The following is a 25,725-nucleotide window of genomic DNA, read 5'->3' as shown; positions in this document are numbered from 1 at the left end:
ATAATCGAAGCGGGCTTTTTTAATGGCCTAATTTGCGGTTATAACGTTCCGTTTCGTTCAAACGGATTGACTGGCACCACAAGCACCACCTTTTCTCGTTCCACAACTACTTGTCCTGGCAACGCGCCTTTGGGTTTACGCACAAACTTCTTGGGTGTAATCGTAACTGGGCAAAGTGAGTCGTTCTGGCGGCGGGAGTACCAGGCAGCTAGCTGTGCTGCGTGCTCCATCACGGGCTGGGGTACGGGCTGGCCCGCTCGGTGCCGAATAACCACGTGCGACCCGCTCACGTCTTTGGCATGCAGCCACAGGTCATCTTTATGAGCGTAGCGCTGCGTAAGCAAATCGTTGTTCTGCGCGTTGCGGCCAACAAGGATGGTGAAACCGGCGTCCTCGAACACCTTGAATGGCAATTCTTGGGCTGTTTTGGTCTTGGTTTCTGGCTCTAACTGGTGTTGTTTGCGCCAAGTGCGTAAAGCGCGTAGGTCGGAGGGAAGGGTTTCCAGTTCTTCTAACCGTTCCAAGCACCACAACGCTTCTGTTTCTCGCCGCTCTATTCGTTCTGTTAGCTGCTGGGTTTCAATCTGCTGGTTTTTGGCTTTACGGTAAAGATTTTGGGCGGTGCGTTGTGGTGTTTCAGTGGGCTTCAGTTTGATAATCCGGGGCTGATTGTTTTGATAGAAATCCACAATTTCCACACTGCTGGCGCCAGCTGGAATAACGCTCAAATGGGCCATAATAAGGTCAGCAGTTTGGCGGTAGCCAGCGGTGTGCTCTAGTGCATAGAGGCGCGTACGAGCCATACTGGCACTGGTCGTTGCTTCTTCGGCGCGCCGCTCTAATAGCTGCCGTACCTGCCGTAACTCTGTTTCGTGCGCCCGACGGCTTAGTGTTAGCGGTACAAAGACGCGTAGGGCAGCAATTGGGTCGAGGGGTAGAGTGCGTTCCACCTCGCCTATAGGTAGCAAACTCAAGCGCGCACGGCCTTCTACCACCACTATATAGAAGGCAGTAGGGTTTTCGAGCAATGTAATTACCTCCTGGGTTAACTGCTCTTTAACACTTAGCGGAGCGGGGTCGTAACCGTGGGCGCGGAGGTAGCGGGTTGGCAAATCGGCCAGGGCAGGGTACCGCTTTAGCGGATTTGCTGGCAGGGGCGCATCAGCTGTTTCTTTGGGGCTTTCAGCATCCGAGATAGAGAGTACGTCCTTGCCCTCAGCACCCACTAGCGGTTGAATAGCAGCGTCGGCAGTGTAGCGCTGGTGGAACAACTCGACTGGCGAGTCGGGGGTGAGGCGGAAGATGGCGTTCGGGCGGGGACCGTATAATTTCAACAGCAGTGTCGCGCCGCTCTGGAAACGTAGCTGCAGTACCCGGTCATTGGGGAGTGCGCTGATGTCCGCTACTTCCTGGCCGAGCAGGTCTGGCAATAGGTCCACGGAGTTAGCGCGGGCCCGGTGGAAGGTTTCGGGTAAAGCCAGCACCGTGAAAGTGGCCGAAAGCTGTGCCCGCACCCAAAATTCCGCTGTGCCATTGGTCAAGCCTATTACCAGTTCGTCCTTTTCCTGTGAAAAGCACGTCACTACTCTATAGCCGACTAACTGACGAGTGAGGGCTGGGGCAAGCTGGCGTAGGAAATAATAGTTGTTGTGCACAGAAGAGAGCAGTCAAAGACGAAAACGAAGCGGTAGTATCGGGGTATCTTAGGGCATTGCCGGCTTGAGCTTCAGTGTCTTGCCAACGGGTTGCCCTTGCGTAACCAACAGCGCACTAGACTCCAGTGGATAAGCATACCCTCCGTTACATGTTTGCTCCCGGATATCTACCAAGCCAATACAGACGAGCCCATGCCGCTCAGAACAGCTACTACTTATTATGTTGGGTTTACACCTCTACCCGCAACCCATCATATGCCAGCCTAATAAAATCTGGCAGGGTAGCTTCCACCTCCCGATGGCGGCCCAGCAGGTGGCTGATATGCGTCAGATACGCCTTTCTAGGAGCGAGGTCTTCGAGTACCGCTACCGCCTCGCTAAGTGAAAAGTGGGAAATATGCGGCTCGTGGCGTAGCGCATTGAGCACAATGATATCAGCGCCTCGCATTCGTTCCAACGATGCTGGTTCCAGAAAATTGGCGTCCGTCACGTACGCAAACCCACCAACCCGAAAGCCCAACACCGGCAACTTATAGTGTAAAGCCCGAATGGGCTGGAAGAGTACGCCCTGCACATCAAAGGACGTGCTGTCGTCGACGATGGGGATGGTTTGCACCTGGGGTACACCCGGATACTTGTTTTCGGCGAAAATGTAAGCGTATTCGCGCCGCAGCTGCTCCAGTACCCGGGGTTCGGCATACACGGGCATGTCTTGCTGCTGCTTGAAATTGTAGGCCCGGATGTCGTCCATACCGGCCGTGTGGTCTTTGTGTTCGTGGGTGAACACCAACGCGTCAAGCCGGTCGACCCGTTCGCGCAGTACCTGCTGCCGAAAGTCCGGCCCTGAATCAATAATGATACTTTTGCCTTGGGTTTGCAGATGAACTGATACCCGCAGCCGCTTGTCGCGGTAGTCCAGAGAGCGGCATACCGCACAATGGCACCCAATCACGGGTACGCCTTGCGACGTACCCGTGCCGAGAAAGGTGATTTGCATAGGAGAGCTAGAAGTAGGAGCTAGGAGTTAGAACGAGTGGAACAGCTGTAACGGCTATGTTTCAGTGAATTCCAGCTCCTAGCTCCTAACCTATAGCTCCTTAATAATTACCCAACGTACTGCTTCACAACGCGTACCAGTGCATCAAAGTCAAGCGGCTTCGGTAAATAATCGGTTACGCCGGCTTCGCGGAACTGCTCCATAGAGTAGTTGTTGGCGTTGCCCGTAATAGCAATGATTGGAATTTTAGAAATCCGCTCGTCATGATGGGCCCGGATTTCGCGGGTGCACTCCATACCATCTTTCACTGGAATGTTAATATCCATCAGCACGCAGTCAATAGGCTGGCTTTCCACTTGCTTAAGGACTTCACCACCATTCTTGGCCGACACAATGCGGTATTTCTGGAGCTCGAGAATCTTCTTGGTCAGATTCAGAATAACGGAGCTGTCTTCGGCAATCAGTATTGTTTTCGCGTCGCTCATGGGGAGAGAGAAAGTAGTAATGTAGGAAGGTTCGGGTTGAGAAAAGTGAATTTGAAAAGGATAAGCCGGGTGCTTACAAGTTGCTCATCACACCCGGATATACGGTTTTGAATTGAGTGAAGTAAGCTAATAGCTTCTGAAAATCTTGCTTGACGTTGCTCTGGTCGCCCTTTTTGAGGTCATGTTCGATGTCTCTAGCACATTCCGCCAACAAAGTAAGGCCTAAAGTAAAGCCAGTTCCCTTTAATTGGTGCAAATGTGGTAAAATCTGTTCGTACTGCCCACTTTCAACTATAATCTGTGCGTCATCGAGGAGCTGCGTTACTTCCACTTCAAAGTCTTGGTACAGCTGCGCAGCAAACTCGGCACCGCCCAATTGCCGGAGTTGCTCCACCACATCCGGGTCAATGAACGGGGCCTCTATTACGGCTGCACTTTCTGGTTCTACAGCCATTGCCGGGCTTGCTGACGTAGTGGAACCCGCACGCACCATAGCCGGTCCAGCAGTTACCCAGCGCCGCAGCACCGAGTGCAGATCCTGGCTTTTCACAGGCTTGGAAACATAGTCGTCCATGCCTTCGCGCACAAACCGTTCGGCATCTTCCTTCATGGAATAAGCCGTCATGGCCACCACAGGCGGGCAGGCCGCGCCCAAACGCCGCCGGATTTCCTGCATGGCCGCCACGCCATCCATCTCCGGCATTTGAATGTCCATAAACACCAAGTCGAACTCGGCGTCGGGAGCGGTAGCCTTGCTAATGGCTTCAAACCCATTATCAGCTACTGCCACCTCGCAGCCCAGCTTATCGAGCAGGCGGATAGCTACTTTCAGGTTGATTGGGTTGTCATCGACGAGCAATACGCGCGGTGCGGTGTCGAAGCGGCTGATGTCGGGGGCCCGCTCACGCGAGGCCAGCCGCTCCTGCACTATCTCGTTTTCGTTGTGCGCCGCGCGGCAACGCAGAGTAAACCAGAACGTGCTACCGTCGCCCTCGTTGGAGAGGACGCCAATCTCGCCGCCTAGCAGTTCCGCCAATTGCTTGCTAATGGCAAGGCCAAGCCCAGTACCACCGAATGCTTTCGTGGGCGTAGTATCAAGCTGGGTGAAGTTGGTGAACAGCAGCTTGGCATTGTCCATCGAAATACCGATGCCGGAATCTTGTACGGCAATGCGCAGCCGGTATTCGTCGCCCTCGCGCCTGTCCGTGGATACAATGATGCTGACCGTGCCCTGCGCCGTAAACTTGATGGCGTTCGAGGTGAGGTTGCTCAGGATTTGCAGCAGCCGTGTTTCGTCGGTTACGATAAAGCGCGGCGTGTTTGGTGCAATATGGTAAGAGAACGTGAGGCGCTTCTGCTGCGCCCGGTTGGCAAACAGCGAGTGGATCTTTTCCAGCGTGTAGTGCAGGTCCATGCCCTCCTCGTTGAGCTGCAGCTTGCCGGCCTGGATCTTGGAGAGGTCCAGAATGTCGTTCAGAATAGCCAACAGCGCATCACTCGACTTGCGTAGCGTATCAACGTACTCTTCCTGCTCCTCACTGCTTACCGTCTGGTGCAGCAAGTCAATCATACCAATGATACCGTTCATTGGGGTCCGCAGCTCGTGGCTCATGTTGGCCAAGAACAGCGTTTTGGCTTCCAGCGCCGATTCAGCCTCGTCTTTGGCGCGGCGCAGGTCCACTTCCATGCGTTTCAAGCCCGTGACGTCGCGCCCGATGCCTTCCGTACCTTCGTTGCCATCACCTACTGCGCGGGCATTTACCAGCATGCTCACGCCGTGGCCCTGCTTGTGGCGCATTTCAATGGGGAAGTTGCTGGCCTTGCCTTGCTCTCGAATTGTACGCAGCAGATTGTCGCTCTCTACGGGGCAGGTGTAGAAGTCGGAGATAAGCGTACCTATCACTTCCTCCGGGGTGTAGCCCAGTATATCGGCTACCGATGGGCTGATCAGCGCCAACACGCCGTTCTCATCGGTGCGGTAGTACACGTCCTGGAACGACTCGAAGATGGCGCGGAATTTCTCTTCCTGAGCGGCCAGCTCCAATTGCGAGCGTTTTTTGTCGGTGATGTCGTGGGCAATACCCGAAATTTCCTCGAACGAGCCGTCATCAAGGTAGATGGGGTTGAGGAAGATTTCACGCCACGAGTCGGCCCCACGCGCATCTTGCAGGCGCACCTCGAAGCGCTGTGGCTGCCCCTGGAACGCCAGCCGGTAGTTCTCCACGAATAGCTCGCGCGCATCTTCTTCCATCATGGCCAGATCGGCTTGGAACAAGTTCACGTTGGGCGCCGGGTACACACCGTTGCGCCGCAGGAAGTAGGCGGCGTAATTGCGGTTGAAAGATGTGAGGCGAGAGTGCGTATCCACGGACCACATCAAGTGCGAGCCGCTTTCGAAAATGGCGTTCAGACGAGCGTTCTGCTTTTGAATCTGAACCTCGTTGCGCTTGCGCTCAATGGCCAAAGCCACCTGGTTGGAAATAAAGTGCAGAATTTCCAGGTCGGTTGGGGCATAGGCGTCGGCCTTGTGATAGTCCTGCACGGCAATCACGCCAATGATACGCTCCCCAATGCTAAGCGGCGAGCAAAGCATTACCTCCGGAATCAGGCCGTAAGCTGTAATAGTGCTACTGCTGATAAGCTCTTCCAGCTCGTTGCGCAGCATGTACTGCGGCCGGCCGGTCCGGATAATGTACTCTGACATGCCCGAGGAGAAGGGCCGTGATACCGCTCCTACTTCGCCTGGCGAGTTCTGGTCGACGAAGTACGCAAACTGCAACTGCGTCCGAGCTTCGTCGCAAAGAGCAATAAAGAAGTTATTGGTTTCAATGATTTTGCTTAGCTCCCGGTGAATAGCCCCGTAAAGCGAGTGCAAGTCTTTGGAGCTAATTGCCAGGTTGGCAATGCTGTAGTACACTTTCTGCAGCCGTTCCGCCTTGATGCGGTCGGTGATGTCGTGCAGAATAGCGCGGGTGCTCACCGGCTCACTATCCTGCCAGGAGCAGGAAATGGAACCGATCAGGTGAACGGGCTTGCCCGTTTTAGTGAGGAATACAGTTTCAAGCTTGTTGACTTTCTCGCCCTTGTACAGGTTGCGTAGCTGATACAGCAACTTGGCCTTATAATAAGGGTGTACCACATCCGAGAGAGTGAGGTTGGGCAAGTCCTCGTCGGAGTAACCGAGCTTTTCTTTCCAGGCCTTGTTCACGAACAAAAGCCGATTGTCAATGCTCAGGTTCTGAATGAGGTCGTGGGCGTTGTCAAGAAAGTCCTGAAGCCGATTGCGGTTATCGGTGAGGGCTCGGGCGGCTACGTGGCGCTCCGTGAAGTCGCGGCCCACCACGAAGATGCCGTTGATGGTGTTGGCGGCGTCACGGGCAAACTCGGCGTGCCAGTGCACCATGCGCATCTGGCCGTTCTTCGTGAGCAAGGACCGCTCATAGAAATCCTGCAAACGCTCTTCCCGAATACACGTCAGGTAGGAGGTGAAGCGGCTTTCCCGCTCGGTGGGCGGCGAGAAGATGTCGTGGTAGGGTTGACCGACGATTTCCTCGCGCGTGTACCCCGTGAACTCCAGGAAGAAGTCGTTGGTATCCACCACCAAGCCCGCACGGTCGATGAGCACGTAGCTGAGCGTGGTGCGGGAGAGCAGGTCGCGCAGCTGGGTCTGCGTCCGCTCGATAACAAGCTGCTGCACATTGATATCCGCCTCAATGGGCTGCGGCGGACCAATAGCAAGGCTTTCGCGCAAAATCATCAGCACGCGCACGGCGCCATCCGGCAGCGCCAAGCGGCGCAGCATCAACTGAGCCGACAACAGCCGCTGGTTGGGCCGCCGTGCTTGCCAAGGCCGCGCCGCTTCTTTGCCCGTGCGGGCGGTGTATCGGATGGCCTCCCGTAGCGTAGCTTCGGTGTGCCACTGCCCCGTAATGGCGGTTGGCACAGTGAGGGCCATCAGACCATTGGTTTGCAGATCGGCGCGACTAACCCCAAGCAGATGCAAGGCAGCCTTATTGCAGTCGACTAGGTTGCCTTGCTCATTGTAGAGGAGTTGGGCATCGTAGGCGTCATCAAACAAAGCGCGGTAATAATCTGTCGGCGGGGCCGCGGCAGCAGTAGAAGGCGAGGCAGCGGATTGAGACATCAGGGTAACAAGAGGCTTAACAGGAGCAAACACGAAACTCCCACTGGGCCGGTTTTAACCCCTAAATTTGACGAAAATATCCCGAACCTCCGCGCTTTGCATGGCCGTTATCGTCCGGATGTTGCGCAATCCACTCTATGACTGCTTCCCGCCTGTACTTTACCGTCACGACTGACCTAAACTATGATCAGCGCATGCAGCGTATTTGCGGGAGTTTAGCTCGGGCAGGCTACGACGTATGGCTTATTGGGCGCCAATGGAATCATTCGCAACCCCTAGTACCACAACCTTACCAACAGCATCGGTTGCGCTGTTGGTTTCAGCGGGGGAAGCTTTTCTACCTGGAATTCAACCTGCGCCTCTTCCTGTATCTGCTGCCGCGCCGCGCCTCTGCGTGGTGCGCCATTGATTTGGATACCGCCATGCCGGTGTGGCTGCGGGCATGGCTAGGCGGTCAGCCGCTGATATACGATGCGCACGAGCTATTCACGGAAGTACCGGAAGTGGTGGTGCGCCCGGCCGTGCAGCGGGTGTGGCAATGGGTGGAGCGCTTTGTGGTGGCGCGTGCGCAGTTGGCCTACACGGTGGGCCCGGCGCTGGCCCAGCTGTTCGAGCAGCGGTATGGCCGTCCGTTTTCGGTGATACGCAATATTAGCCGCCTCACCGAAACGACATTGCCCGCACCGCCTTTAGCGGCACCTGCCACCGGCTATATACTCTACCAAGGGGTACTGAACGTGGGCCGCGGGCTTGAGGCCTTGCTGGACGCTATGCCGCACGTAGCCGGCCGACTGGTATTATGTGGCGAAGGTGATTTGTCAGAGGAATTGCGGGCGCGGGCAGCGGCACTCGGCCTATTGGAGAGCGGCAAAGTGGAATTCAGGGGCTTTGTGCTGCCCGACGCGCTGCGCGACGTGACCCGGCACGCGTCGGTGGGGGTGATGCTGCTAGAAAACCAAGGCTTAAGCTATTATTATTCTTTAGCCAACAAATTCTTCGACTACCTGCACGCCGGTGTGCCGCAAGTGGTTATTGATTTTCCTGAGTACCGTGCCCTTAACGAGCGGTACGACGTGGCGGAAATGGTAACCAACCTTGCGCCTGCCACGCTGGCAACTGCCCTCAACCGCCTGCTGCGTGATGAGCCAGCGCGGTACCAGCAATTAGCTGAAAACTGCCGCCGTGCCCGCCACGAGCTGAACTGGCAGCACGAAGAGCAGCAACTGCTAGCCCTGTACGCCACTTTGCTTGGGAAGCCCGCGCACTAATCTTACTTGACTTTCTGCTAGCAATGAGCACTTTAATGGAGTTGATAGCCGCGCTTGAAGTGGAATTGACGGCGTACCCAAGTCAGCCGCTGTTGGCGGTGGTGGCTGGCCCTACTGCCGTGGGCAAAACGGCGCTTTGCGTCCAGCTGGCTCAGCATTTTCGCACTGAGATAGTATCGGCCGACTCACGGCAGTTTTTCCGGGAGATGAGCATTGGCACGGCCAAGCCGACGCCCCAGGAAATGCAAGGGGTGCCGCACCATTTCATTGATTCGCATAGCATCACGCAGGAGTACAATGCTGGCCGTTACGAAGTTGACTGCCTGGCCTTGCTGGATGAATTGTTCAAGCAGCACCGCCTGATAATACTCACGGGCGGCTCGGGGCTGTACTTGCAGGCCGTTACCGATGGGCTTGATGAGCTGCCTGCTGTTGATCCGGCCATACGGGTACAGCTTCAGTTAGAGCTAGCCACACTGGGTTTGGAGCCGTTGGTAGCAGAGCTGGCCCGTCTGGACCCCGTAGCACACAGCCGCATCGACCGGCAGAACCCCCAGCGGGTGCTGCGGGCCGTGGAAATATGCCGGGCCACTGGGCAGCCATTTTCCAGCTTTCATACCGGCCGGTTGGCCACGCAACGGCCGTTCCGAATCAGCAAGGTGGCCCTCACGCGCGAGCGAGAGGAACTCTACCACCGCATCGACCAGCGCGTAGACCAGATGCTAGAAGCCGGTCTGCTGGAAGAAGTGAACTCGTTGTTGCCGTACCGGCACCACAATGCCCTCCAAACGGTAGGGTATCAGGAAATCTTCGATTTTCTCGACGGCCTCCACGACTGGCCGGAAGCCGTACGCCTGCTCAAGCGCAACACCCGGCGCTATGCTAAGCGGCAGCTCACGTGGCTGCGCCGCGACCCAGACTATCAGTGGGTGGAGGCGAAGTAGCGAGAAGCTGATGTAGTGGCTATTCAATCAGACCAAAGTCTGTCCTTCCAACATTCCACGCATCAAGTGGGGTGGAAGGCCAAGTGTATTTGACTGTTCTACCACGCACGGCTGATCTGGAATTGGCCGCCAGGCAGGATCGTAGCCCGCGTGTCATTTTGCAGAGACAAGCGCCCACCTACGCGCCAAGTCCGTGCCTGGTCAATAGCTACATCGAGGTTTAAGGAAGCAATATAGCCTGCGTGGAATCCACGATTGTGGAAGGAAACGTACTCAAACTCCGGATAGGCCAAGGGGTTTCCGTTGTAATCATTGTGCCGCAGGCCGCCATAGCGAAGACCTTTCGAGCTGCCGTACCCGCCGAAAGCTCCCACGCCCACGCTAAATTCCACCGGTTTATTTACCCCGAAGGGCACCCAATACACTTCCTGCTCCAGGTTCACGGCTCTGTATGATTCTGGCACTACATAGCCATATCCAAAATCGTAGGTGGTTGAACCACTGATGACCGCCAACCGAGACCCTAGCCGCAAGTGCCGACCAAATTGCGGCGCATATTCCGCGTGCATTTTCACTACACCGTAGTCGCCGGAGCCGTTCAGGCAACTGCCTACCCCGAGGCGCAGCAAGGCCGGGCGGTGCGTGGCAGTACCGGGCTCTGATTGAGCTTGTGCGGGTAGGGCAGCGGCGGCCAACAACGGACCGAGGGAGAAGAAAGCGTAAGAATGTTTCATGCAGTAAGAGGCAGCCGTAGAACAAGAAAGCAACAAGCGCTGAAAGCAGGTGCACACAAAAGGGGCGGCAATCAACTGGATAGTTGGTTGCCGCCCGTCATTTATTGCAGTTAAGTAACTACACGCGTTACACGCTTAGAATCTCCACCATGCGCATGAAGCTCTGGTTGATTAGTTTTTTCTTGTGAATGGTGTCGTTGAAGGGAGTGTACACCAACTGGCGGTTCACAATGCCCGCCATGACGTTGCGCATGCCATTGAGCAGCCCTTCAACGGCCGCAATACCAATCTGCGAAGCCAGCATCCGGTCGGCGGCCGAGGGGGCACCGCCCCGCTGGATATGCCCAATAACCGTTACGCGGGTATCAAGCTGAGGAATAGCTTCTTTCACGCGCTGGGCAACCAACTGCGCGTTGCCTTCCACTTCACCCTCGGCCACAATCACAATAAAGGAGGTTTTGGAGCGCTGCCAGCTGGATTGCAGCGTGTCAATCACAGACTCCGTCGACATTTGCGTTTCCGGCACCATCACAATTTCAGCTCCTCCGCCAATAGCACATGGAATAGCAATATAGCCGGAGTCGCGGCCCATCACCTCCACAAAGAAGCACCGGTCGTGGGAGTCTGCGGTGTCACGGATTTTATCGATGGCTTCTAGGGCCGTATTCACGGCCGTGTCGTAGCCGATGGTGTAGTCGGTGCCGAACAGGTCGTTGTCGATGGTACCGGGCGCTCCTACGGTTGGAATGCCAAATTCCTGCTCGAAAATAGTGGCTCCGGTGAAGGTGCCGTTCCCCCCAATAGCTATAAGACCTTCGATGCCATTGTTCACCAATTGGTCGAACGCCTGCTGGCGTCCTTCCTTGGTCAAAAACTTCTGGCTACGGGCTGATTTGAGGATAGTGCCTCCTTTTTGAATGGTGTTGGCCACGGAGGCGGAGTCCAGCCGCACAAACTCGCCCTTGATCATGCCGCTGTAGCCGCGCATAATGCCATACACTTCAATGCCATGGTACACGGCCGTACGTACTACGGCGCGGATGCAGGCGTTCATACCCGGCGAGTCGCCGCCACTGGTGAAAACTGCGATGCGTTTCATCATAACTCTTATGCTTCAGAAGGCGTCCGGTTGAAAACCCGGCGCACGGAACGGGCAAAGGTGGTAAATCGTTGGCAAACTGCCGCTCGCTTTCTGTAAAGCTGCTGTGAAATTTCCTAGCTGAAATACGACTATTTTGTTTTATGTTGCGTAAGCTGACCTATTGGAATCCAGCGCATCGCCGAGTAACTTCCCACTCGCCGCCTTCTGGCGGTTTCTGTTTTTCCGTTCTTTTTACCCCGTTCTTTTACATAGTCCCTCCCTTATGTTCGGTTTTTTTGAAAATGAGCAGACTCGGAAAGTAAAAAGCCACATCCAGAATCTGGCCGCGCTGGCCAAAGCCGATGGCCACCTCGATGAACGAGAAATGAGCTTCATTGTGACTGTAGGCAAGAGAAATGGCATTCGCGCCGATCAAGTGCGCACCATTGTGGCCAACAGCAGCCTAAACCAGCTGATCGTACCCGACAACGATTCCGAACGCTTCGATCAAATATTCGACATGGTGGACATGATGTTAGCCGACGGCATCGTGGACGACAGCGAAATGGACTTTTGCACCATCATGGCCGAGAAGCTCGGCTTCCGAAAAGATATTGTGGGTCTGCTCGTAAAAAAGATTTCGCAAGGCGTGAAAGATGGCCGAGAAAGAGGAGACATCAAGGACGAAACCCAAGCCTTTTTGAAAACTGCCTGCGGCTAGCCGCTATACCACCTAAAAAACAAACCGCCCTTCTTGGCATGTCTTCGATGAGAAGAGCAAGCCAGGAAGGGCGGTTTCTTGTTGGGGGAGTGCTATCCGCACACAAACGTTATGGCCCGAAGCAAGGCGGCACAGGCCTCGTCAATTTCGTCGTTGGTGATAATCAGAGGAGGAGCCAAGCGCAACGAATTGTCGCAGAACAAAAACCAGTCGGTTAGGACGCCCTCGTGCCAGAGGGCGCGGTCGATGATGGGTTTGAGCACATCAAACGAGTCGAACTCTACAGCCATGAGCAACCCACACCCTCGCACATCGCGGATGGCTGGATGCACGAGCTGCCGCCGAAAACGAGTGGCTTTTTCGGCCACACCCGCTAGCAGGTTTTCTTCCTGCAATACCCGTAGCGTTGCCAACGAAGCCGCACACGACACCGGGTGGCCACCGAACGTGGTGCAGTGCCCCAGAATGGGGTTCGTTTTCAAGCCGGCCATAATTTCCTGGGAGGAAATAAAGGCCCCGATGGGCATACCACCGCCCATGCCCTTAGCACACACCAAGATATCAGGTGTAACGTCGAACTGCTCGAACGCCCAGAAAGTACCCGTCCGCCCGAAGCCGCACTGAATTTCATCTAGTATCAGCAAGGCGCCAACCTCGGTGCAGCGCCGACGCAAGGCTGGCAGATAGCCCGGTTCTGGCACGCGCACCCCCGCCTCACCCTGCACCGTTTCAACGACAACGGCGGCTGTATGCTCGTCAATCAGCTTTAGATCCGCAAGCTGATTGAAACGAATGTGGCGTACGTCGGGCAGCAGCGGGCGGTAGCTGTTCTTGAAGCCTTCGGAGCCGGTGATGCTCAGCGCGCCGTGCGTGGAGCCATGGTACGCGTTCTGGCACGACACGAAGCCAGTGCGGCCGGTGTAGCGTTTGGCCAGCTTCAAGGCTCCCTCAATGGCCTCTGTGCCTGAGTTGGTGAAGTACACGTTGTCGAGGTGGGCGGGGAGAGTTTCGTGTAGGGCATGCGCCAGCTGAGCGGGCGGGGCCTGCACGAATTCGCCGTACACCATTAAGTGTAAGTACTTGTCGAGCTGGTCTTTAATGGCCTCGATAACGCGAGGGTGGCGGTGCCCTACGTTGCTGACGCCGATGCCGGAAATGACATCAAGGTAACGCTGCCCTTCCGGGCCGTACATATACACTCCCTCAGCTCGTTCGATTTCAACGAGCAATGGAAAGTCGGAAGTTTGAGCTTGGTGGCGCAGGAAAAGCTGGCGAGGAGTAAGCATAACGCAAAGGTACGGGTGCAAGAACACCCAACAGAGTTCTTGTGGCTTGCGTGCTACTCTGGGCCACACAAAAAACAAAAGGCTGCCAATAGGCAGCCTTTCATGCAATGGTAGGTTACGTAGTATTAGTCGGCGGCTCCTGCGCCAGCACTTGGTGGCCCGCCACGTCGGTCGGTTACGCGCTTGAGCACTTCTTTGGTGAACTGACGCTCGGCCTGAAACAACTTGCCTACCTGCCGAATACTGAGCACTTTCTGAAACTTGTTGAAGTACTCTTTCTCTAGATTCACCTCTTGCTGGCGCATGGCTAGGGCTTGCGTTAGGTTGTCCTTGATTTGGTCATCGGAAAGGGCATCCTGGTCGCTGGTGCGAAGTTCGCGCATGCGGTGGTTGAGGTCGCGGCGCTTAGAGGAAAATTCGTTGTAGACGGGCCAAAAGCGTTGGGCTTGGTCTTGAGTCAACGAAACTTTCTCGGTGATGTAGGCAATCTTGGCGTTTTCGAGCTGGCTCATGCGGCCTTGCCGTCCACCGGGGCTAGGTTGGGCCACTACCGGAGTGACTGCCAGTAAGCTGAACATCAGCAAACTACAGAACAGAAATTTCATGTGGGTAACAGGTAAAGCGGTGACAAAAAACGGTTACAGATAGGTTTCCTCGGCGGGTTGAGCATCCAACGCTTCCTGCAGCTCTGATGGGGAGGCTCGCAGGTACGTTTCGGGAAGAGGATGCGCTGTGCTGGGCAATTCGGCCAGATCAGTGAGGGTCACCCGCTCGTTGGCTAGCAAATATTCTATCATTTCGGTGTGTGATACTGCGGCCAAGGTAGCAGCACTAGAACTACCAGCGGCAGGAGTTGAAGCATCACTTAAGAGAAAGGAGCCCACAAAGCCGCCCAACACCACACTGGCAGCCAACGTGGTGCGCAACGGCGCCGACAACGTGGCTAGCCAGTGCAAGCCAGGCCGGGTAGCGTCGTCGGCGAGGGGCTGTACCCGTTGCATAACGCGAGAAGGCAACTGGTCGAAGTAACCGTCGGGGGGCGCTGCCAGGGGCTGCGGCCGGCGAGGATGGTCGTCCAGACGGAAGGGTGTTTTCATACTGCTTTAGAGGCACGTAAGGCCTTCAGGTTTAAAGAGGTTCTTGCTTCTCGCATCTTTATTTAGAGTCCTAGTTATTGGGCCTGCCAGTAGGCGAGAATCATTGGTCGTTGATGAACTGCTCTATTTTTTTGGCGGCGTGATGATAGGAAGCTTTTAAAGCGCCTACGCTGGTGCCCGTCACTTCGGCCATTTGCTCGTAGGGCATCTCATCGTAGTAGCGTAGGTTGAAAACCAAGCGTTGTTTGTCGGGCAACTTGAGGATGGCTTTCTGCAGCCGTAGCTCAATATCGTCGCCTGCTACGCTGGGGTCGGCTTCCATTTTGGCGGCTAGTTCGGCGCCCACGTCGTTGAGAGGCAGGAAAAACTTGCGCCGCTTGCTGGCCAGAAAGCTCAGGCATTCGTTGGTGGCAATGCGGTAAATCCAGGTGTAGAGGGAGGCATCCTGCCGGAAGTTCTCGAGGTGCTTCCACACTTTCACAAACACATCCTGCGTGAGGTCGTCGGCGTCGTCGTGGTCAACCACCATCTTGCGGATATGCCAGTACACTTTTGTCTGGTACTTGCGCACCAGTTGGTTGAATGCCACGTTGCGCGCGGCCGGATCGGCAAACTTGGCGAGTATGTCCTGGTCTTCCAAGCAGGAAAGGTAGATTAGAGCGGCGGATGTAGCGGGTTAGAGGCAGCCAGCAGGGTAGGGTTTAATGAGGAGCCAGAGAAATGCGGTGTGGGAGTCGGCCACGGCCTGTTACATTTAACGTTGAAGTCTACCAGTCTGTACTTTATGCTGTTTCCTGGCTTGAAAACGAGAGCTGCCATGATGGTGGTTATGCTTGCGGCTGCACCAGTGACGCTGCCGCCGGAAAGTGCGCAATACCGGCTAGCTGTTCTTGCTGATAAGAAGTTGAAACCAGTTGAACTCATCAACAGGTACAAACGCTACGACTTCTCGGCTCTCTGGCTGAAAACCAACAATGAAAATGTGTACGGTTTTATCGGAGGCAACTATCAACGTCTGCGCATAAAGCTGCTGACAGTGCGGCCAGACCCTCAGCAGCCGGGCGCTACCTGGTGACCGGAAAGTCGAAGGTGGGAGAAAATGTGCTGCCGTTTCGCGGAACGTTTACCCTACTCGATGTCCGGGAAGCCGCGGCTCTGCCTGTTGGCTTAGATGGGGCTTCTGTACCAGCAGTAAAAGCTGGCTTGGCACTGGCCGAATACAAGCTACACGAACCTGTAGGCCTGTCTGGCGCCGGTACTTTCCAAGGAGTGTTGCGCACCAACTGGTATCTGGACCGCACTATAAGGATACGGTACGATGATAGCAACAACTATTCCGACGGATTCTGTAATAATCAATACGTTGGCACGTGGAAATCTTATAAGAGCGAGCTTGTGAAGCGCAGCAATTGGGGCGACTACCGTATTCCGAACTGTGGCGACTTAGATCAGGGAGTGGGGGAGTTTAGCCCCGCCGACAACTACGTAAGCCATGGGTGGCAGTCGTACCGCAGCGCATGGGTTGAGCACAACTTGGCTGCTCGAAAGCAGGAGTCAGAGCAGTGGTGGAAATAGGTGGCTGCACTTGCTTGGTGCTAAAGGCCACGCCCACAGTCAGGTTGGTGTTGTCGTTGGGTTTGCCTTCCAGCACGCGGCTCTCGTAGGTATAGGTGTAAGAGGCCGTAATGGCAAAGCGAGCCGTGAACCGCAACGCCAGCGTGGAAAGCTGGTTGATGCGGTAGTCGGCGAAACCGCTCAGGTTGGGTTGATAGAACGTGGTGGAATGAAGCGAGAACACGCCCTGGTTGTACACCAACCGTAGCCGCAACGAACTACGCGACACAATGCGTTGGCTGCCATCCTGAAAGTAGGTTGCTTCGCGGATAAACAGGTTGCTCACCGACACTTCCCGCCCCAGCGAGTCGGTGTAGAAGGCCCAACCAGGACCAAGGCCCAACTGAATGCGCTGGTTTATGCCGCGCAGATTGCTTTGCTCGTACCCCCCGATGCCATAGGCCCGGAAATGGCCGAGCCAGTAGTAAGGAGTGGCGTTAAAGAGCAACTCCCGCTCCTTAAGCAAGCCGTCTTGTCTGCCGTAGGTGAAGCTGCCCGTAACGGGGGCTCCGAAATGCTGGCCGCGCAACAGCGTGAGGGTGTGGGTGGTAGCCAGTAAGGTCCGGTTCACGCCCCCGGAGGTGTATTGGCCCGTAAGCTGCCCCGCATAGCGAATAATGGTGGTATCGGGGGGGAGTACCTGGGCCGTGGAAGTGTTGGTGTAAAACAGAAAAAAAGCAAGCAGAAAGTAACAAATACGCATGAAGCTAGACCGTAAGGCCTGTGATGTTCGCCAGTATACGGAAGGAATTCAGTGCTTAGTCGGCCGATAGGTGTAATCAAGTATTCAGATATGCTACTTTTGGGTGTCACCTTCCATACATCCAGCATGAGCAACATGATTCAGTTTGTCGCCAATCATGACGACTTATCCACTGATAAAGGCTTCCAGTTTAAGTTCTACTGTGACAAGTGCCGTAACGGCCACATGTCGCGGTTTCAGCCCAACGCGGTAGGTATTGCCGGGAGTTTGCTCACAGCCGCCGGTAGTTTGTTTGGGGGAATGTTTCATCAGGCGGGCAATGCTGCCTACCACGTACAGCGCGCCATAGGCGGCAAAGCGCACGACGAAGCGCTGGAAAAAGCGGTGCTGGAGGGCAAGCAACATTTCAAGCAGTGCACCCGCTGTGGCCACTGGGTGTGCCCTGATGTATGCTGGAATTCGAAAGCCGGCCTCTGCGAAGATTGCGCCCCCGACGAACACGAAGAGCTAGCGGCCCAGCAAGCGTTGGCCGGCCGGGAGCAGATTTACACGAAAACCCGGGCGCAGGATTATACAAAAGAGTTGGACTTTCTGAACCGGGGCGGTATTGTGCAGTGCCAGAGCTGCAACACCAAACTCAACCCAGGGCAGAAATTCTGCCCGCAATGCGGTACGCCCAGTGCGGCCGTCGCGCAGGCCAAAGAGAAATTCTGCGTGGATTGTGGTACCACCATGAAAGCCGACCAGCGGTTCTGCGCCGAGTGTGGTGCCAAGCAGTAAAAGCGCCCCATTTGGTTTGGTAACACGAGCCAACGGGTCAGCTGACGCAACGCTTGCTCCTCAGCGAACAGTAGTCTTCTAATTGTGCGTTTCACCTGCACTACGTGCCGTATGCATTCATTCGTTCTTTCGAGCTGATGAAACAACATCCGCCACGTAGTGCAGGCAGCAGCAGAAATGTGGCGTACTCCACGCACTAGTATGCTCAACTAGCGTAAGAGTATACTGCCAGGCACCCCTAGCTGCCTGAAACTACAGCCATGAAGTTAGATACTGAGCTTGAAGGTCTGCCCGTAGCGGAAGCAGCGTTCTATATTCGGTTGGCTTTGCAGGTGGAAGTACTTGAACGAGCCGATATAAGTGACTGGTTGGATGAGGTGTTACTGCGCGACGAGCCAGCCGACACCTTTTTTTTGCACCTCTACCGCGTGCTCCACACCAACAAGCAGGAAGTGCCGCGCTTCCTGAAGAATGCCTTTCCGGATGTGTATTTCACGGTCCGCCCTGGCATCGGCTGGCTGTATCGGCAGTTTGCTACCGGCACCTGGCCCGTAAGCCAGCTTGTGCGGTCGTTGTATCGCTTGCGGACGCTGGTAGAATCAGATGCGGAGGTAGGCTGGATTTATGGCTTGGCAGCAGATTACGAACGGGCTGCCGGGGGCTCACTGGAGGAAATGCAGGAAGTAGAGCACGAAGCTGGCGCCTTCTTGGCGTGCTATCAGGACTATACCTTCAGCAACCGCGCACAGTGGCAAAGTCTGGATGCAATGCTGGAACAGCGCTTGGCTGGTCTGCGGTTCTAAGGCCTAGAAAACCAAGGAGTTTGCTATAGTACAACGAGGCTGATGGGCTGTGCGCCAGTGCTCGTTACTCCATGCCTTACCAGCACCACTATGCACAAAGGACTCTGCTGTTACTAGTTGCTGACACAGTTATCACTATCCCGATGGGCACGTTTACCACGTATATAATCGTGCATGAAAACGGGGATAAATCGTACTGGAACGCCGACGAAGGGCTCCTTATGTACCAGATTGCAAACAGACCGTATAGAGGCTTCTTGAAACTCAACCGAATTACGAGGTAGCTCGCGTGTAGCCTATACAACGCAAAACCGCCCCGGTTGCTAGGTAGCAGCCGGGGCGGTTTTGTTTTATTCACTGAATTATTACTTCCGACGCGCCATTACCTTTTCAACGGCCCGTACAATAGCAGCCTCGTTGAGCTGATACTTTTCCATCAGTTGGTCTGGCGTACCGCTCTCTCCGAACGAGTCGTTCACGGCTACCATTTCCAGGGGGAGGGGCTCCTCGCGGGATAGTAGTTGAGCGATAGAGTCGCCGAGGCCGCCGTTCATCTGGTGCTCTTCAGCCGTTACCACGCAACGAGTCTTGCGGGCCGACTCCAGAATCAGTTGTGCATCCAGCGGTTTGATGGTGTGGATGTTGATGATTTCAGCGTTGATGCCCTTATCAGCGAGAAGCTTGCCGGCCAGAATTGCCTTCCATACTAAGTGGCCCGTGGCGAAAATACTGACATCGGTGCCTTCGTTTAGCAGCACGCCCTTACCGATTTCAAACTCCTGGTCGGCGGGGGTGAAGTTGGGAACCACAGGCCGGCCGAAACGTAGATATACCGGGCCTTCGTAGTCGGCAATGGCCAAGGTGGCGGCTTTGGTCTGGTTGTAGTCGCAGGGGTTGATGACGGTCATGTGGGGCAGCATTTTCATCATGCCCACATCTTCCAGAATCTGGTGCGTAGCGCCGTCTTCGCCCAAAGTGAGGCCCGCGTGGGAAGCGCAGATCTTCACGTTCTTGTTGGAATACGCAATGCTCTGCCGAATCTGGTCGTAGACGCGGCCTGTGCTGAAGTTGGCAAACGTGCCCGTAAACGGAATCTTGCCACCAATGGTAAGGCCCGCAGCCAGCCCCATCATGTTGGCTTCGGCAATGCCCACCTGGAAAAAACGCTCCGGGTTGTCTTTGATAAAGGCGTCCATTTTCAGCGAGCCAACTAAGTCGGCGCACAGGGCTACTACGTTGGGGTTGGTTTTACCCAACTCTTGCAAGCCCGCGCCAAAGCCGCTGCGGGTGTCTTTCGATTCGGTGTAAGGGAAGTCTTTCATGTATGGTGAGTGAAGAGTATGTCGTTGTAGTCTGTTGTTGGGGTTTGAGCTTAGGCTAAGAGTAGCCATTCATTTGCCGAAGATGCTAACGGAACTGGTCTGGCCAGAGCGGATGGTGAAGTTGCGCACGTCCGTGAACTTGCTGCCAGTGGCGTTTTTAGTGCGGAATATCAGCCGGTAGGCGCCAGGTTGGAGCGTGATATTCACTTTGCTGCTGCCCCCGTCAGGGAGGTTATAAATCCAGGTTTGGCTTTCGTCGTCGTTGAGGCGGTAGAGGCTGCCGTACCCTTTCAGGTCGGAAACGATGTTCAATGTGCCGGGCGCCGGATACGTGACGGTGGTTTCCTCGCCTTGCTTAATGGTGATGCGGCGAAGCTGGCGGGGCAGGGTCAAGAGCTCCACTTCGTAGTTGCCGGCTAGAAGCTTTTGGCGGGCTCCAAAAGGCAAGGCAAGCAGCGTGTAGTCTTTACCTGCCTGCCGGACCACCGCCTGCACGTTGCCGTAGGGGTTGGCTATCATATTGGGGCTTTGCAGCCACAACGTTCCCTGGGGCGTTTTGTAAGTGAGTACGTTGGCCTTGCCCGGCTTGATGGGCAAGTTCTGCTGCCGCACGGGCGGCACCGTATTCACTATTAGGTCATAGCTTTGCAAGGCGTCAATGTCGAGCACGTCGGGTTTGCCTTGGGCGTCGCGGTAATGCACGTAGTTGTATTCGGGCTGCTCCGTGATGTTGTTGATGAACGTCATGTTCACGTTCGACTCCACGGGTTTGCCAGCTTCATCAGTGAGGTTGACGGCTACGGTAGTTTTGGCCAGGGTCTGCGTTACTACATCGTTGAGGATGGTGCGAAAAGTTTTCACGTCCGCCGCGTTGTAGTACTGCCCCAGGCATTCCAGTTGCTTGCCGAACTCCTTTTCGGCTCCAATGCCAATAACAAAGGGCTTAAGGAAAACACGCTTCCGCTGCAACGCTATGGAGGTGGCGCACGGGTCACCTTTGCACGATTCCAACCCGTCGGTGATAAGAATGAGCACGTTGCGTGCCGTCTTATCGGTTGGGAAGTCGCCGGCTGATTGGAGCAGGGAGTAGGTGATGGGCGTGTTGCCTTTGGGCTCAAGGGTTTTAAGGCGGGTTTTGATGGCCGCCGCATTCTTGGGCGCGAAGGGCACTTCCAGCTTGGAGTCCTCGCAGTTGTTTTCCGACCTATCGTGCAAGTGTCCGTACGCGCGCAGCCCCAGCTCCAGGTTTGGATACGCGTTCAGCGAGTCCACCATTTTGGCGAGCAGGCTTTTCGCTACGTCCATTCGGGGCTGCCCTTCCCACGGCGCTAGCATAGAGCCGGAAGCATCGAGCAGAAACAGAATGCGTGTGACTTGCGGCTTTACCGGCGGTACGTTCTGGGCGCACAACTCCCGCCCTGGCCAGATAGCCAGCAGTAGAATCGTACACAACAGAGCGGCCAACCGACACATACATGGAACCTCCGCCCAAGCCCTTCTCAAGCACGAGCAGGGCGCAAACGAGTTTTGAAAAAAGCTGAACCTATAACGTGCGTTGCCACCCCCGTTGTATAAAACGCTGGCTCAACAAAGCAGCACGAAGTGCCTGAAAGCCGTAGGGTTGGCTTTCAGGCATACCTACCGCTACCGATTAATAGTCGCCAGCTTCCTCCACGCTGAGCTGTTGCAACGCTTTTTCCAGCTGCTCATCGTTGGGCGCTACGCCGTGCCACTTGTGCGAGCCCATCATGAAATCAACGCCGAAGCCCATCTGCGTGTCAACCAGCACCATAATAGGCTGGCCCTGACCGAGTAAGGACTGCGCTTCTTCCAAAGTAGGCAGCAGTTTTTCCAGGTCGTTGCCGTCGGTTTCGAGTACGCGCCAGTTGAAGGACTCGAACTTGGCACGCAGGTCGCCGAGGCCACCGATTTTGTCGGTTGGGCCGTCGATTTGCTGCCCGTTGCGGTCTACGAAAGCCACCAGGTTGTCTACCTTGTGGTGCGGTGCATACATAGCCGCTTCCCAGATCTGACCTTCTTCCAGCTCACCGTCGCCCATCAGCACGAACACTGTGCGGTCGTCGCCGTTGAGCTTCTTAGCCTGCGCGGCCCCAATAGCGACGCTCAACCCTTGGCCCAACGAGCCAGATGCTACCCGTATGCCGGGCAGGTGCTCATGGGTGGCTGGGTGGCCCTGCAAGCGCGAATTGAGCTTACGGAAAGTAGCTAGCTCGCCTACCGGGAAGTAGCCAGAGCGGGCCAGTACCGAGTAGAACACCGGCGAAATGTGGCCGTTGGAAAGAAAGAACATGTCTTGCCCGATACCATTCATGTCGAAGGGCTCTGGCGTGTGCTTCATCACCTTGAAGTAGAGTGCTACCAGCAAATCGGTGCAACCAAGTGAGCCGCCCGGGTGGCCCGAGTTAACGGCGTGCACCATGCGCACGATGTCGCGCCGCACCTGCGCCGCAATCTGTTTCAATTCCGCTACCGACTTAGTGGCTTCGGGGGTGTGCGTTTCGGAAGAAGCGGCAAAAGACGAGTCCTGCGACATAGATTCTGTTTTGTGTGAAGTATGTGATAGAGCAAATGTAAGAAGTTGGCCGGGCGATGTGCTACCAAGCCAGTCATTGGAGCCGAAAGGACCCAGCAATTTCCCGCATTTCTGCGCTGCTTGGTAGGCTGTATGGAGAGCCAACCCAATAAGGCGTCAGAACAGACTGCCAAACTGCGCTTCTTGAAGCCCGACGGCTATTTCAGCAGGTGCCCACGCCACTCCAGCGTAACAACTTAAGTGTTCCGCTGGCCAAAAGAGGAAAAGCAAGTCTTGCAGTGGGCCGCCGCGCTGTCTGTCGCCTACAGCAACTGAGCTGCGTGGTTTTTGGTATCGACTTTGGTTATCACCTTTTCGATTTTGCCTTCCGCGTCAATCAGGAAGGTATAGCGCATCGTGCCCATGTACTTGCGGCCGTACATCGATTTTTCCTGCCAGACACCATACTCCTGCACAAGTTTTTTGTCTTCGTCAACGAGCAGCGGGAAAGGCAATTCGTACTTGGTAGCAAATTTCTGGTGCGACTTTTCACCATCGATACTCACCCCAAGCACCTGAATTCCGGCCGCTTGCAGGCTTTGGTAATTGTCGCGTAGGTCGCAGGCTTGGGCCGTGCAGCCAGAGGTGTCGTCTTTGGGGTAGAAGTAGAGGGCCACGCGGCGGCCTTTATAGTCGGCCAACTGGTGGACAGTGCCATTCTGGTCTTTGGCAGCAAAATCGGGGGCGGTGTCGCCGGCTTGGGGTAGTGACATACGAAGAATGTTTCAGCAAATGTAGCAGTAGTGCGGAAACACACCGAGGCCGGGCGGCTGCATGAGTTGCCCGGCCTCGGTGTAGTGTCTACTGTTGAGTTAGGGCCGCGGCCTACAAAGGATCTACGGTTTGTCGGTAAGGGGCTGAGGCGTGAACAACAGTTTCTCCACTGGGAACCCCAGTTCGTGGGCTTTGCCAACGAGTTGGTCGCGGAGGCTGCGGGGCAGGTGGGGAGTCCGGCTGAGCAGCCACAGATTTTCCCGGCTGGGCGTGCCAACCAGTGCGTAGCGGTAGTCGGCGTGGTCTAGGTCCAAAATCCAGTAGTCGCCCTCGAAAGGCCAGAAAAAACTGACTTTCAACTTGGCATTGGTGCTATCCACGGCGCGGGCAACACCTTTGGCGGTTTCCACCGGCCCGTTCAGGCCATCCTTATGGCAGGTATTAACCACGCTCACTTTACCATCGGGCCGCTGCTTGTACTGGGCCGTTACGTGCTGGCAGCCTTTCTCGAAGCGGGTGGGCAGCCGGGCTACCTCGTACCACAACCCGCTGTACTTATGCAGGTCGACGTGTGCCACGGTGGGCAGTGCCGGATACAGTTTGCGCCGTACGTAGCCATAGGCAGCAACGCCGGTAGCCACTGCCGCCACGGCTGTGGCTATCAAAACAGGTTGGCGGGTTTTGAGAGGTCTGGTCATGCTAGTAAGATGTGAAAGACAACTCCACTTTACGCAGGAGCTTGCTTGTCGGATATACCAGTTCACTCAGATACCTCTCGCCGCTTGAGGCGCGGAATGTCGAGATGGTAAGCCTTGGTCTGAGGGGCTTTAAACCAGGCTTCTGGTACTAAGAGCGGGTTTAAGGCTTTGATAAAAACTTCGTTTCCGTCATGCTTCGGCAAGCGCAGTATGACAATTTCCAAACACACTCTTATTCGTTTCCTCTCCTATATGACAAGCAGTAGGGGCAGCTAGGCTAGGGTTGCTGGCTTCTGCGTGCCCGTTATTCTTAAGTATATTTCAGGTGAAGGGTGATAGTTGATGAAATACCGGATTAATCAGTAGACTTCCTGCTCCGATGAAAACAGTAAACCTCCTGCCGCCCCTGCCACCTGATGCCGCGCAGCTCCGGCACGCGCTGCAAACCAACCGTGGTGAAACGCTCACCCTGCTCTACCAGCGCACGTTCCCGATGGTGCGCCACTACGTGTTGCAGCATAGTGGGACAGAGCATGATGCCAAAGACATCTTTCATGATGCCCTGGTTATCTTTTATGAAAAAGCAGTGGGCGGTACGCTGGAGCTTACCGCCACGGCCAGCACCTATGTGGTAGCCGTAGCCCGCAACTTGTGGCGCCGGGAGTTAAGCCGCCGGGGGCGGTGCAGCGTAGCCGACTTGAACGAAGAGCACCTGCAAGTACCCGAGCCGGCTGGCGCAACGGACTCGGAAGCCGCCGATGCTTCGGTGCTGGAGTACGTGGAGCAGCTGGGGGAGAAGTGCAAGAACATTCTGCTGTCGTTCTACTACTTCCAGCAGCCGTTAGAACAAATTGCTGTCACTCACCACTACCGCAACGTTCGCTCGGCCACGGTGCAGAAATTCAAGTGCTTGGAGCGGCTGCGCAATTCGGTGCGCAACGTGCTGTTCGAAACCTTTAGCGCCTAAGCCGATGCGCCCGGAACTGGAACGTCTGCAACGCATCGAGCTACACCTGTTGGGTAGCCCACGCCCAGCGCAAGCCAATGAATGGGTCGTACAGCAACTGCTGGATGCCGAACTGGAAGTTGACACCGAGGCGCAACAACGAGTGTATCAGGGGATATATGTAGCCGGTCGGCGGCAATTGCGGCGGGAGCTAGAGGCCATTCATGAGCAACTGTATCAACCACGCCCAGGGCGCTGGCGCCAACTCACTGACGGTGGGCTGCGAGCTATTATAACCGGCTGGCGGAAGCTGCGGCGCGCGCACTAAGTCTCACTTTTCTATTTACTAGGGTTGTCTTGCTGGCCTAGGCTTTCCGCCGAAGGGCACCGGCATGCCCATTACGTTCACCTCTCTCATGCTGTCAACAAAACAAGAGTTCCGAAAATTTGCCGTGCAAGGACGGGGCCTCAATGGCCTGGGTGTCGACCAATACCTACACCACATGGAAGGCCAGGGCCGCCCGTTTGTCACCAACATGACCCGTTCCGTAATTGAAGAACGCCCCACGCGCTTCGCCGAAATTGACGTGTTTTCGCGCCTCATCATGGACCGGATTGTGTTCCTGGGAACGGCCGTTGACGACCAGATTGCCAACATTCTAACCGCGCAAATGCTGTTTTTGGAATCGGTAGACGCCAAGAAGGACATTTTGCTGTACGTCAATTCGCCGGGTGGCTCGGTGTACGCCGGGTTCGGTATTTATGACACCATGCAGTACGTGGGGCCCGATGTGGCCACTATCTGCACCGGGTTAGCGGCCTCGATGGGGGCTTTTCTGCTGGCGGGCGGCACCCTGGGCAAACGTTCGGCCCTGCCCCACGCCCGCGTCATGATTCACCAGCCCTCAAGCGGCGTACAAGGCCCCTCGGCCGACATCGAAATTACGGCCCGCGAAGTGGTGAAGCTGCGGCAGGAACTCTACACCATTTACGCCGAACGCACCGGCAAAACCTACCAGCAAATCCACGACGACTCCGACCGGGATTATTGGCTGCGCGCCGACGAAGCCAAAGCGTACGGCCTGATTGACGAGGTACTAGAGAAGAAATAAGAGCGTAGAGCGGTCTTGCAGCGTGAGT

25 protein-coding genes are annotated in these 25,725 nt (G+C 55.7%); 9 read left to right on the top strand and 16 right to left on the bottom strand.

The window, feature by feature from the left end; translation table 11 throughout:
* Positions 1–38 precede the first annotated feature (38 nt).
* The 4 genes from MTX78_RS13640 to MTX78_RS13625 form a co-directional block, all read right to left on the bottom strand.
* Positions 39–1,655 (bottom strand): NFACT RNA binding domain-containing protein, encoded by a 1,617-nt coding sequence (locus MTX78_RS13640; RefSeq protein WP_243795124.1) that lies wholly within the window; start codon positions 1,653–1,655, stop codon positions 39–41.
* 229 nt (positions 1,656–1,884) lie between these two features.
* Positions 1,885–2,652, bottom strand: coding sequence for an MBL fold metallo-hydrolase (locus MTX78_RS13635; RefSeq protein ID WP_243795122.1), 768 nt, complete (start codon positions 2,650–2,652; stop codon positions 1,885–1,887).
* 107 nt (positions 2,653–2,759) lie between these two features.
* Entirely contained in the window at positions 2,760–3,137 is a 378-nt protein-coding gene (locus tag MTX78_RS13630; RefSeq protein ID WP_243795120.1) for a response regulator, read from the bottom strand.
* Positions 3,138–3,210: 73 nt separating this feature from the next.
* Positions 3,211–7,281 carry a PAS domain S-box protein gene (locus MTX78_RS13625; RefSeq protein ID WP_243795118.1) on the bottom strand — a complete coding sequence of 1,357 codons (4,071 nt, stop codon included), beginning with the start codon at positions 7,279–7,281 and terminating at the stop codon, positions 3,211–3,213.
* Positions 7,282–7,418: 137 nt separating this feature from the next.
* Between MTX78_RS13625 and MTX78_RS13620 the strand changes: the two genes are divergently transcribed.
* Both MTX78_RS13620 and miaA read left to right on the top strand, forming a co-directional pair.
* Positions 7,419–8,549: a glycosyltransferase gene (locus MTX78_RS13620; RefSeq protein ID WP_243795116.1), complete on the top strand. Its 1,131-nt coding sequence runs from the start codon at positions 7,419–7,421 to the stop codon at positions 8,547–8,549.
* 35 nt (positions 8,550–8,584) lie between these two features.
* Positions 8,585–9,493 (top strand): tRNA (adenosine(37)-N6)-dimethylallyltransferase MiaA, encoded by a 909-nt coding sequence (miaA, locus tag MTX78_RS13615; RefSeq protein WP_394805616.1) that lies wholly within the window; start codon positions 8,585–8,587, stop codon positions 9,491–9,493.
* Positions 9,494–9,591: 98 nt separating this feature from the next.
* Here miaA and MTX78_RS13610 read toward each other — a convergent pair whose 3' ends face one another.
* Together MTX78_RS13610 and pfkA are read right to left on the bottom strand one after the other, a co-directional pair.
* Positions 9,592–10,227: a hypothetical protein gene (locus MTX78_RS13610; RefSeq protein ID WP_243795113.1), complete on the bottom strand. Its 636-nt coding sequence runs from the start codon at positions 10,225–10,227 to the stop codon at positions 9,592–9,594.
* Between the two features lie 127 nt (positions 10,228–10,354).
* Positions 10,355–11,326: a 6-phosphofructokinase gene (gene pfkA / locus MTX78_RS13605; RefSeq protein ID WP_243802886.1), complete on the bottom strand. Its 972-nt coding sequence runs from the start codon at positions 11,324–11,326 to the stop codon at positions 10,355–10,357.
* A gap of 265 nt (positions 11,327–11,591) precedes the next feature.
* On the opposite strand from pfkA, the gene MTX78_RS13600 reads away from it, so the two are divergent.
* Complete coding sequence (locus tag MTX78_RS13600; RefSeq protein WP_243795111.1) at positions 11,592–12,029, top strand: tellurite resistance TerB family protein; 438 nt, start codon at positions 11,592–11,594, stop codon at positions 12,027–12,029.
* Positions 12,030–12,121: 92 nt separating this feature from the next.
* Here the strand turns inward: MTX78_RS13600 and MTX78_RS13595 are convergent, their stop codons facing one another.
* The 4 genes from MTX78_RS13595 to MTX78_RS13580 all read right to left on the bottom strand — a co-directional run bounded on the left by MTX78_RS13595 (position 12,122) and on the right by MTX78_RS13580 (position 15,052).
* Positions 12,122–13,315, bottom strand: coding sequence for an aspartate aminotransferase family protein (locus MTX78_RS13595; protein ID WP_243795104.1), 1,194 nt, complete (start codon positions 13,313–13,315; stop codon positions 12,122–12,124).
* Between the two features lie 125 nt (positions 13,316–13,440).
* A complete protein-coding gene (locus tag MTX78_RS13590; RefSeq protein WP_243795102.1) occupies positions 13,441–13,920 on the bottom strand; it encodes a Spy/CpxP family protein refolding chaperone in 480 nt (159 codons plus the stop codon).
* A 33-nt stretch (positions 13,921–13,953) separates the two neighbouring features.
* Entirely contained in the window at positions 13,954–14,412 is a 459-nt protein-coding gene (locus MTX78_RS13585) for a hypothetical protein (protein WP_243795101.1), read from the bottom strand.
* A 100-nt stretch (positions 14,413–14,512) separates the two neighbouring features.
* Positions 14,513–15,052 carry an RNA polymerase sigma factor gene (locus MTX78_RS13580; RefSeq protein WP_243795099.1) on the bottom strand — a complete coding sequence of 180 codons (540 nt, stop codon included), beginning with the start codon at positions 15,050–15,052 and terminating at the stop codon, positions 14,513–14,515.
* A gap of 159 nt (positions 15,053–15,211) precedes the next feature.
* Here MTX78_RS13580 and MTX78_RS13575 point away from each other — a divergent pair, with 159 nt between their 5' ends.
* A complete protein-coding gene (locus MTX78_RS13575; protein WP_243795097.1) occupies positions 15,212–15,487 on the top strand; it encodes a hypothetical protein in 276 nt (91 codons plus the stop codon).
* 390 nt (positions 15,488–15,877) lie between these two features.
* Here the strand turns inward: MTX78_RS13575 and MTX78_RS13570 are convergent, their stop codons facing one another.
* Positions 15,878–16,729: a DUF481 domain-containing protein gene (locus tag MTX78_RS13570; RefSeq protein WP_243795095.1), complete on the bottom strand. Its 852-nt coding sequence runs from the start codon at positions 16,727–16,729 to the stop codon at positions 15,878–15,880.
* A 135-nt stretch (positions 16,730–16,864) separates the two neighbouring features.
* Here MTX78_RS13570 and MTX78_RS13565 point away from each other — a divergent pair, with 135 nt between their 5' ends.
* Both MTX78_RS13565 and MTX78_RS13560 read left to right on the top strand, forming a co-directional pair.
* Positions 16,865–17,509, top strand: coding sequence for a zinc ribbon domain-containing protein (locus tag MTX78_RS13565; RefSeq protein ID WP_243795094.1), 645 nt, complete (start codon positions 16,865–16,867; stop codon positions 17,507–17,509).
* A 260-nt stretch (positions 17,510–17,769) separates the two neighbouring features.
* Positions 17,770–18,312 carry a hypothetical protein gene (locus tag MTX78_RS13560; protein WP_243795092.1) on the top strand — a complete coding sequence of 181 codons (543 nt, stop codon included), beginning with the start codon at positions 17,770–17,772 and terminating at the stop codon, positions 18,310–18,312.
* Between the two features lie 365 nt (positions 18,313–18,677).
* Here MTX78_RS13560 and MTX78_RS13555 read toward each other — a convergent pair whose 3' ends face one another.
* From MTX78_RS13555 to MTX78_RS13535, 5 genes are all read right to left on the bottom strand, one after another.
* Positions 18,678–19,634 carry a transketolase family protein gene (locus tag MTX78_RS13555; protein WP_243795090.1) on the bottom strand — a complete coding sequence of 319 codons (957 nt, stop codon included), beginning with the start codon at positions 19,632–19,634 and terminating at the stop codon, positions 18,678–18,680.
* Positions 19,635–19,703: 69 nt separating this feature from the next.
* Entirely contained in the window at positions 19,704–21,107 is a 1,404-nt protein-coding gene (locus MTX78_RS13550) for a vWA domain-containing protein (RefSeq protein WP_243795089.1), read from the bottom strand.
* A gap of 178 nt (positions 21,108–21,285) precedes the next feature.
* Complete coding sequence (locus MTX78_RS13545; protein ID WP_243795087.1) at positions 21,286–22,188, bottom strand: transketolase; 903 nt, start codon at positions 22,186–22,188, stop codon at positions 21,286–21,288.
* A 302-nt stretch (positions 22,189–22,490) separates the two neighbouring features.
* Complete coding sequence (gene bcp / locus MTX78_RS13540; protein WP_243795085.1) at positions 22,491–22,940, bottom strand: thioredoxin-dependent thiol peroxidase; 450 nt, start codon at positions 22,938–22,940, stop codon at positions 22,491–22,493.
* Between the two features lie 123 nt (positions 22,941–23,063).
* Complete coding sequence (locus MTX78_RS13535) at positions 23,064–23,639, bottom strand: lipocalin family protein (RefSeq protein WP_243795083.1); 576 nt, start codon at positions 23,637–23,639, stop codon at positions 23,064–23,066.
* Between the two features lie 379 nt (positions 23,640–24,018).
* On the opposite strand from MTX78_RS13535, the gene MTX78_RS13530 reads away from it, so the two are divergent.
* The 3 genes from MTX78_RS13530 (at position 24,019) to MTX78_RS13520 (ending at position 25,697) form a co-directional block, all read left to right on the top strand.
* Complete coding sequence (locus tag MTX78_RS13530) at positions 24,019–24,606, top strand: RNA polymerase sigma factor (RefSeq protein WP_243795082.1); 588 nt, start codon at positions 24,019–24,021, stop codon at positions 24,604–24,606.
* 4 nt (positions 24,607–24,610) lie between these two features.
* Positions 24,611–24,913 carry a hypothetical protein gene (locus MTX78_RS13525; RefSeq protein WP_243795074.1) on the top strand — a complete coding sequence of 101 codons (303 nt, stop codon included), beginning with the start codon at positions 24,611–24,613 and terminating at the stop codon, positions 24,911–24,913.
* Positions 24,914–25,001: 88 nt separating this feature from the next.
* The gene (locus tag MTX78_RS13520; protein WP_394805584.1) at positions 25,002–25,697 is read left to right on the top strand and encodes a ClpP family protease; all 696 of its coding nucleotides are present in this window, start codon (positions 25,002–25,004) and stop codon (positions 25,695–25,697) included.
* Positions 25,698–25,725: the final 28 nt, after the last annotated feature.

Origin of the sequence: Hymenobacter tibetensis (assembly GCF_022827545.1) — a bacterium.
GTDB lineage: Bacteria > Bacteroidota > Bacteroidia > Cytophagales > Hymenobacteraceae > Hymenobacter > Hymenobacter tibetensis.
Note: the sequence above shows the minus strand (reverse complement) of the source record. Positions and strands in the feature narration are given on the sequence as shown.

Coding starts and splice junctions, on each gene's coding strand:
- MTX78_RS13635 (WP_243795122.1), bottom strand. CDS start 2,652: ATGCAAATCACCTTTCTCGGCACGGGTACGTCGCAAGGCGTACCCGTG.
- MTX78_RS13630 (WP_243795120.1), bottom strand. CDS start 3,137: ATGAGCGACGCGAAAACAATACTGATTGCCGAAGACAGCTCCGTTATT.
- MTX78_RS13625 (WP_243795118.1), bottom strand. CDS start 7,281: ATGTCTCAATCCGCTGCCTCGCCTTCTACTGCTGCCGCGGCCCCGCCG.
- MTX78_RS13620 (WP_243795116.1), top strand. CDS start 7,419: ATGACTGCTTCCCGCCTGTACTTTACCGTCACGACTGACCTAAACTAT.
- miaA (WP_394805616.1), top strand. CDS start 8,585: ATGGAGTTGATAGCCGCGCTTGAAGTGGAATTGACGGCGTACCCAAGT.
- MTX78_RS13610 (WP_243795113.1), bottom strand. CDS start 10,227: ATGAAACATTCTTACGCTTTCTTCTCCCTCGGTCCGTTGTTGGCCGCC.
- pfkA (WP_243802886.1), bottom strand. CDS start 11,326: ATGAAACGCATCGCAGTTTTCACCAGTGGCGGCGACTCGCCGGGTATG.
- MTX78_RS13600 (WP_243795111.1), top strand. CDS start 11,592: ATGTTCGGTTTTTTTGAAAATGAGCAGACTCGGAAAGTAAAAAGCCAC.
- MTX78_RS13595 (WP_243795104.1), bottom strand. CDS start 13,315: ATGCTTACTCCTCGCCAGCTTTTCCTGCGCCACCAAGCTCAAACTTCC.
- MTX78_RS13590 (WP_243795102.1), bottom strand. CDS start 13,920: ATGAAATTTCTGTTCTGTAGTTTGCTGATGTTCAGCTTACTGGCAGTC.
- MTX78_RS13585 (WP_243795101.1), bottom strand. CDS start 14,412: ATGAAAACACCCTTCCGTCTGGACGACCATCCTCGCCGGCCGCAGCCC.
- MTX78_RS13570 (WP_243795095.1), bottom strand. CDS start 16,729: ATGCGTATTTGTTACTTTCTGCTTGCTTTTTTTCTGTTTTACACCAAC.
- MTX78_RS13565 (WP_243795094.1), top strand. CDS start 16,865: ATGATTCAGTTTGTCGCCAATCATGACGACTTATCCACTGATAAAGGC.
- MTX78_RS13560 (WP_243795092.1), top strand. CDS start 17,770: ATGAAGTTAGATACTGAGCTTGAAGGTCTGCCCGTAGCGGAAGCAGCG.
- MTX78_RS13555 (WP_243795090.1), bottom strand. CDS start 19,634: ATGAAAGACTTCCCTTACACCGAATCGAAAGACACCCGCAGCGGCTTT.
- MTX78_RS13550 (WP_243795089.1), bottom strand. CDS start 21,107: ATGTGTCGGTTGGCCGCTCTGTTGTGTACGATTCTACTGCTGGCTATC.
- MTX78_RS13545 (WP_243795087.1), bottom strand. CDS start 22,188: ATGTCGCAGGACTCGTCTTTTGCCGCTTCTTCCGAAACGCACACCCCC.
- bcp (WP_243795085.1), bottom strand. CDS start 22,940: ATGTCACTACCCCAAGCCGGCGACACCGCCCCCGATTTTGCTGCCAAA.
- MTX78_RS13535 (WP_243795083.1), bottom strand. CDS start 23,639: ATGACCAGACCTCTCAAAACCCGCCAACCTGTTTTGATAGCCACAGCC.
- MTX78_RS13530 (WP_243795082.1), top strand. CDS start 24,019: ATGAAAACAGTAAACCTCCTGCCGCCCCTGCCACCTGATGCCGCGCAG.
- MTX78_RS13525 (WP_243795074.1), top strand. CDS start 24,611: ATGCGCCCGGAACTGGAACGTCTGCAACGCATCGAGCTACACCTGTTG.
- MTX78_RS13520 (WP_394805584.1), top strand. CDS start 25,002: ATGCTGTCAACAAAACAAGAGTTCCGAAAATTTGCCGTGCAAGGACGG.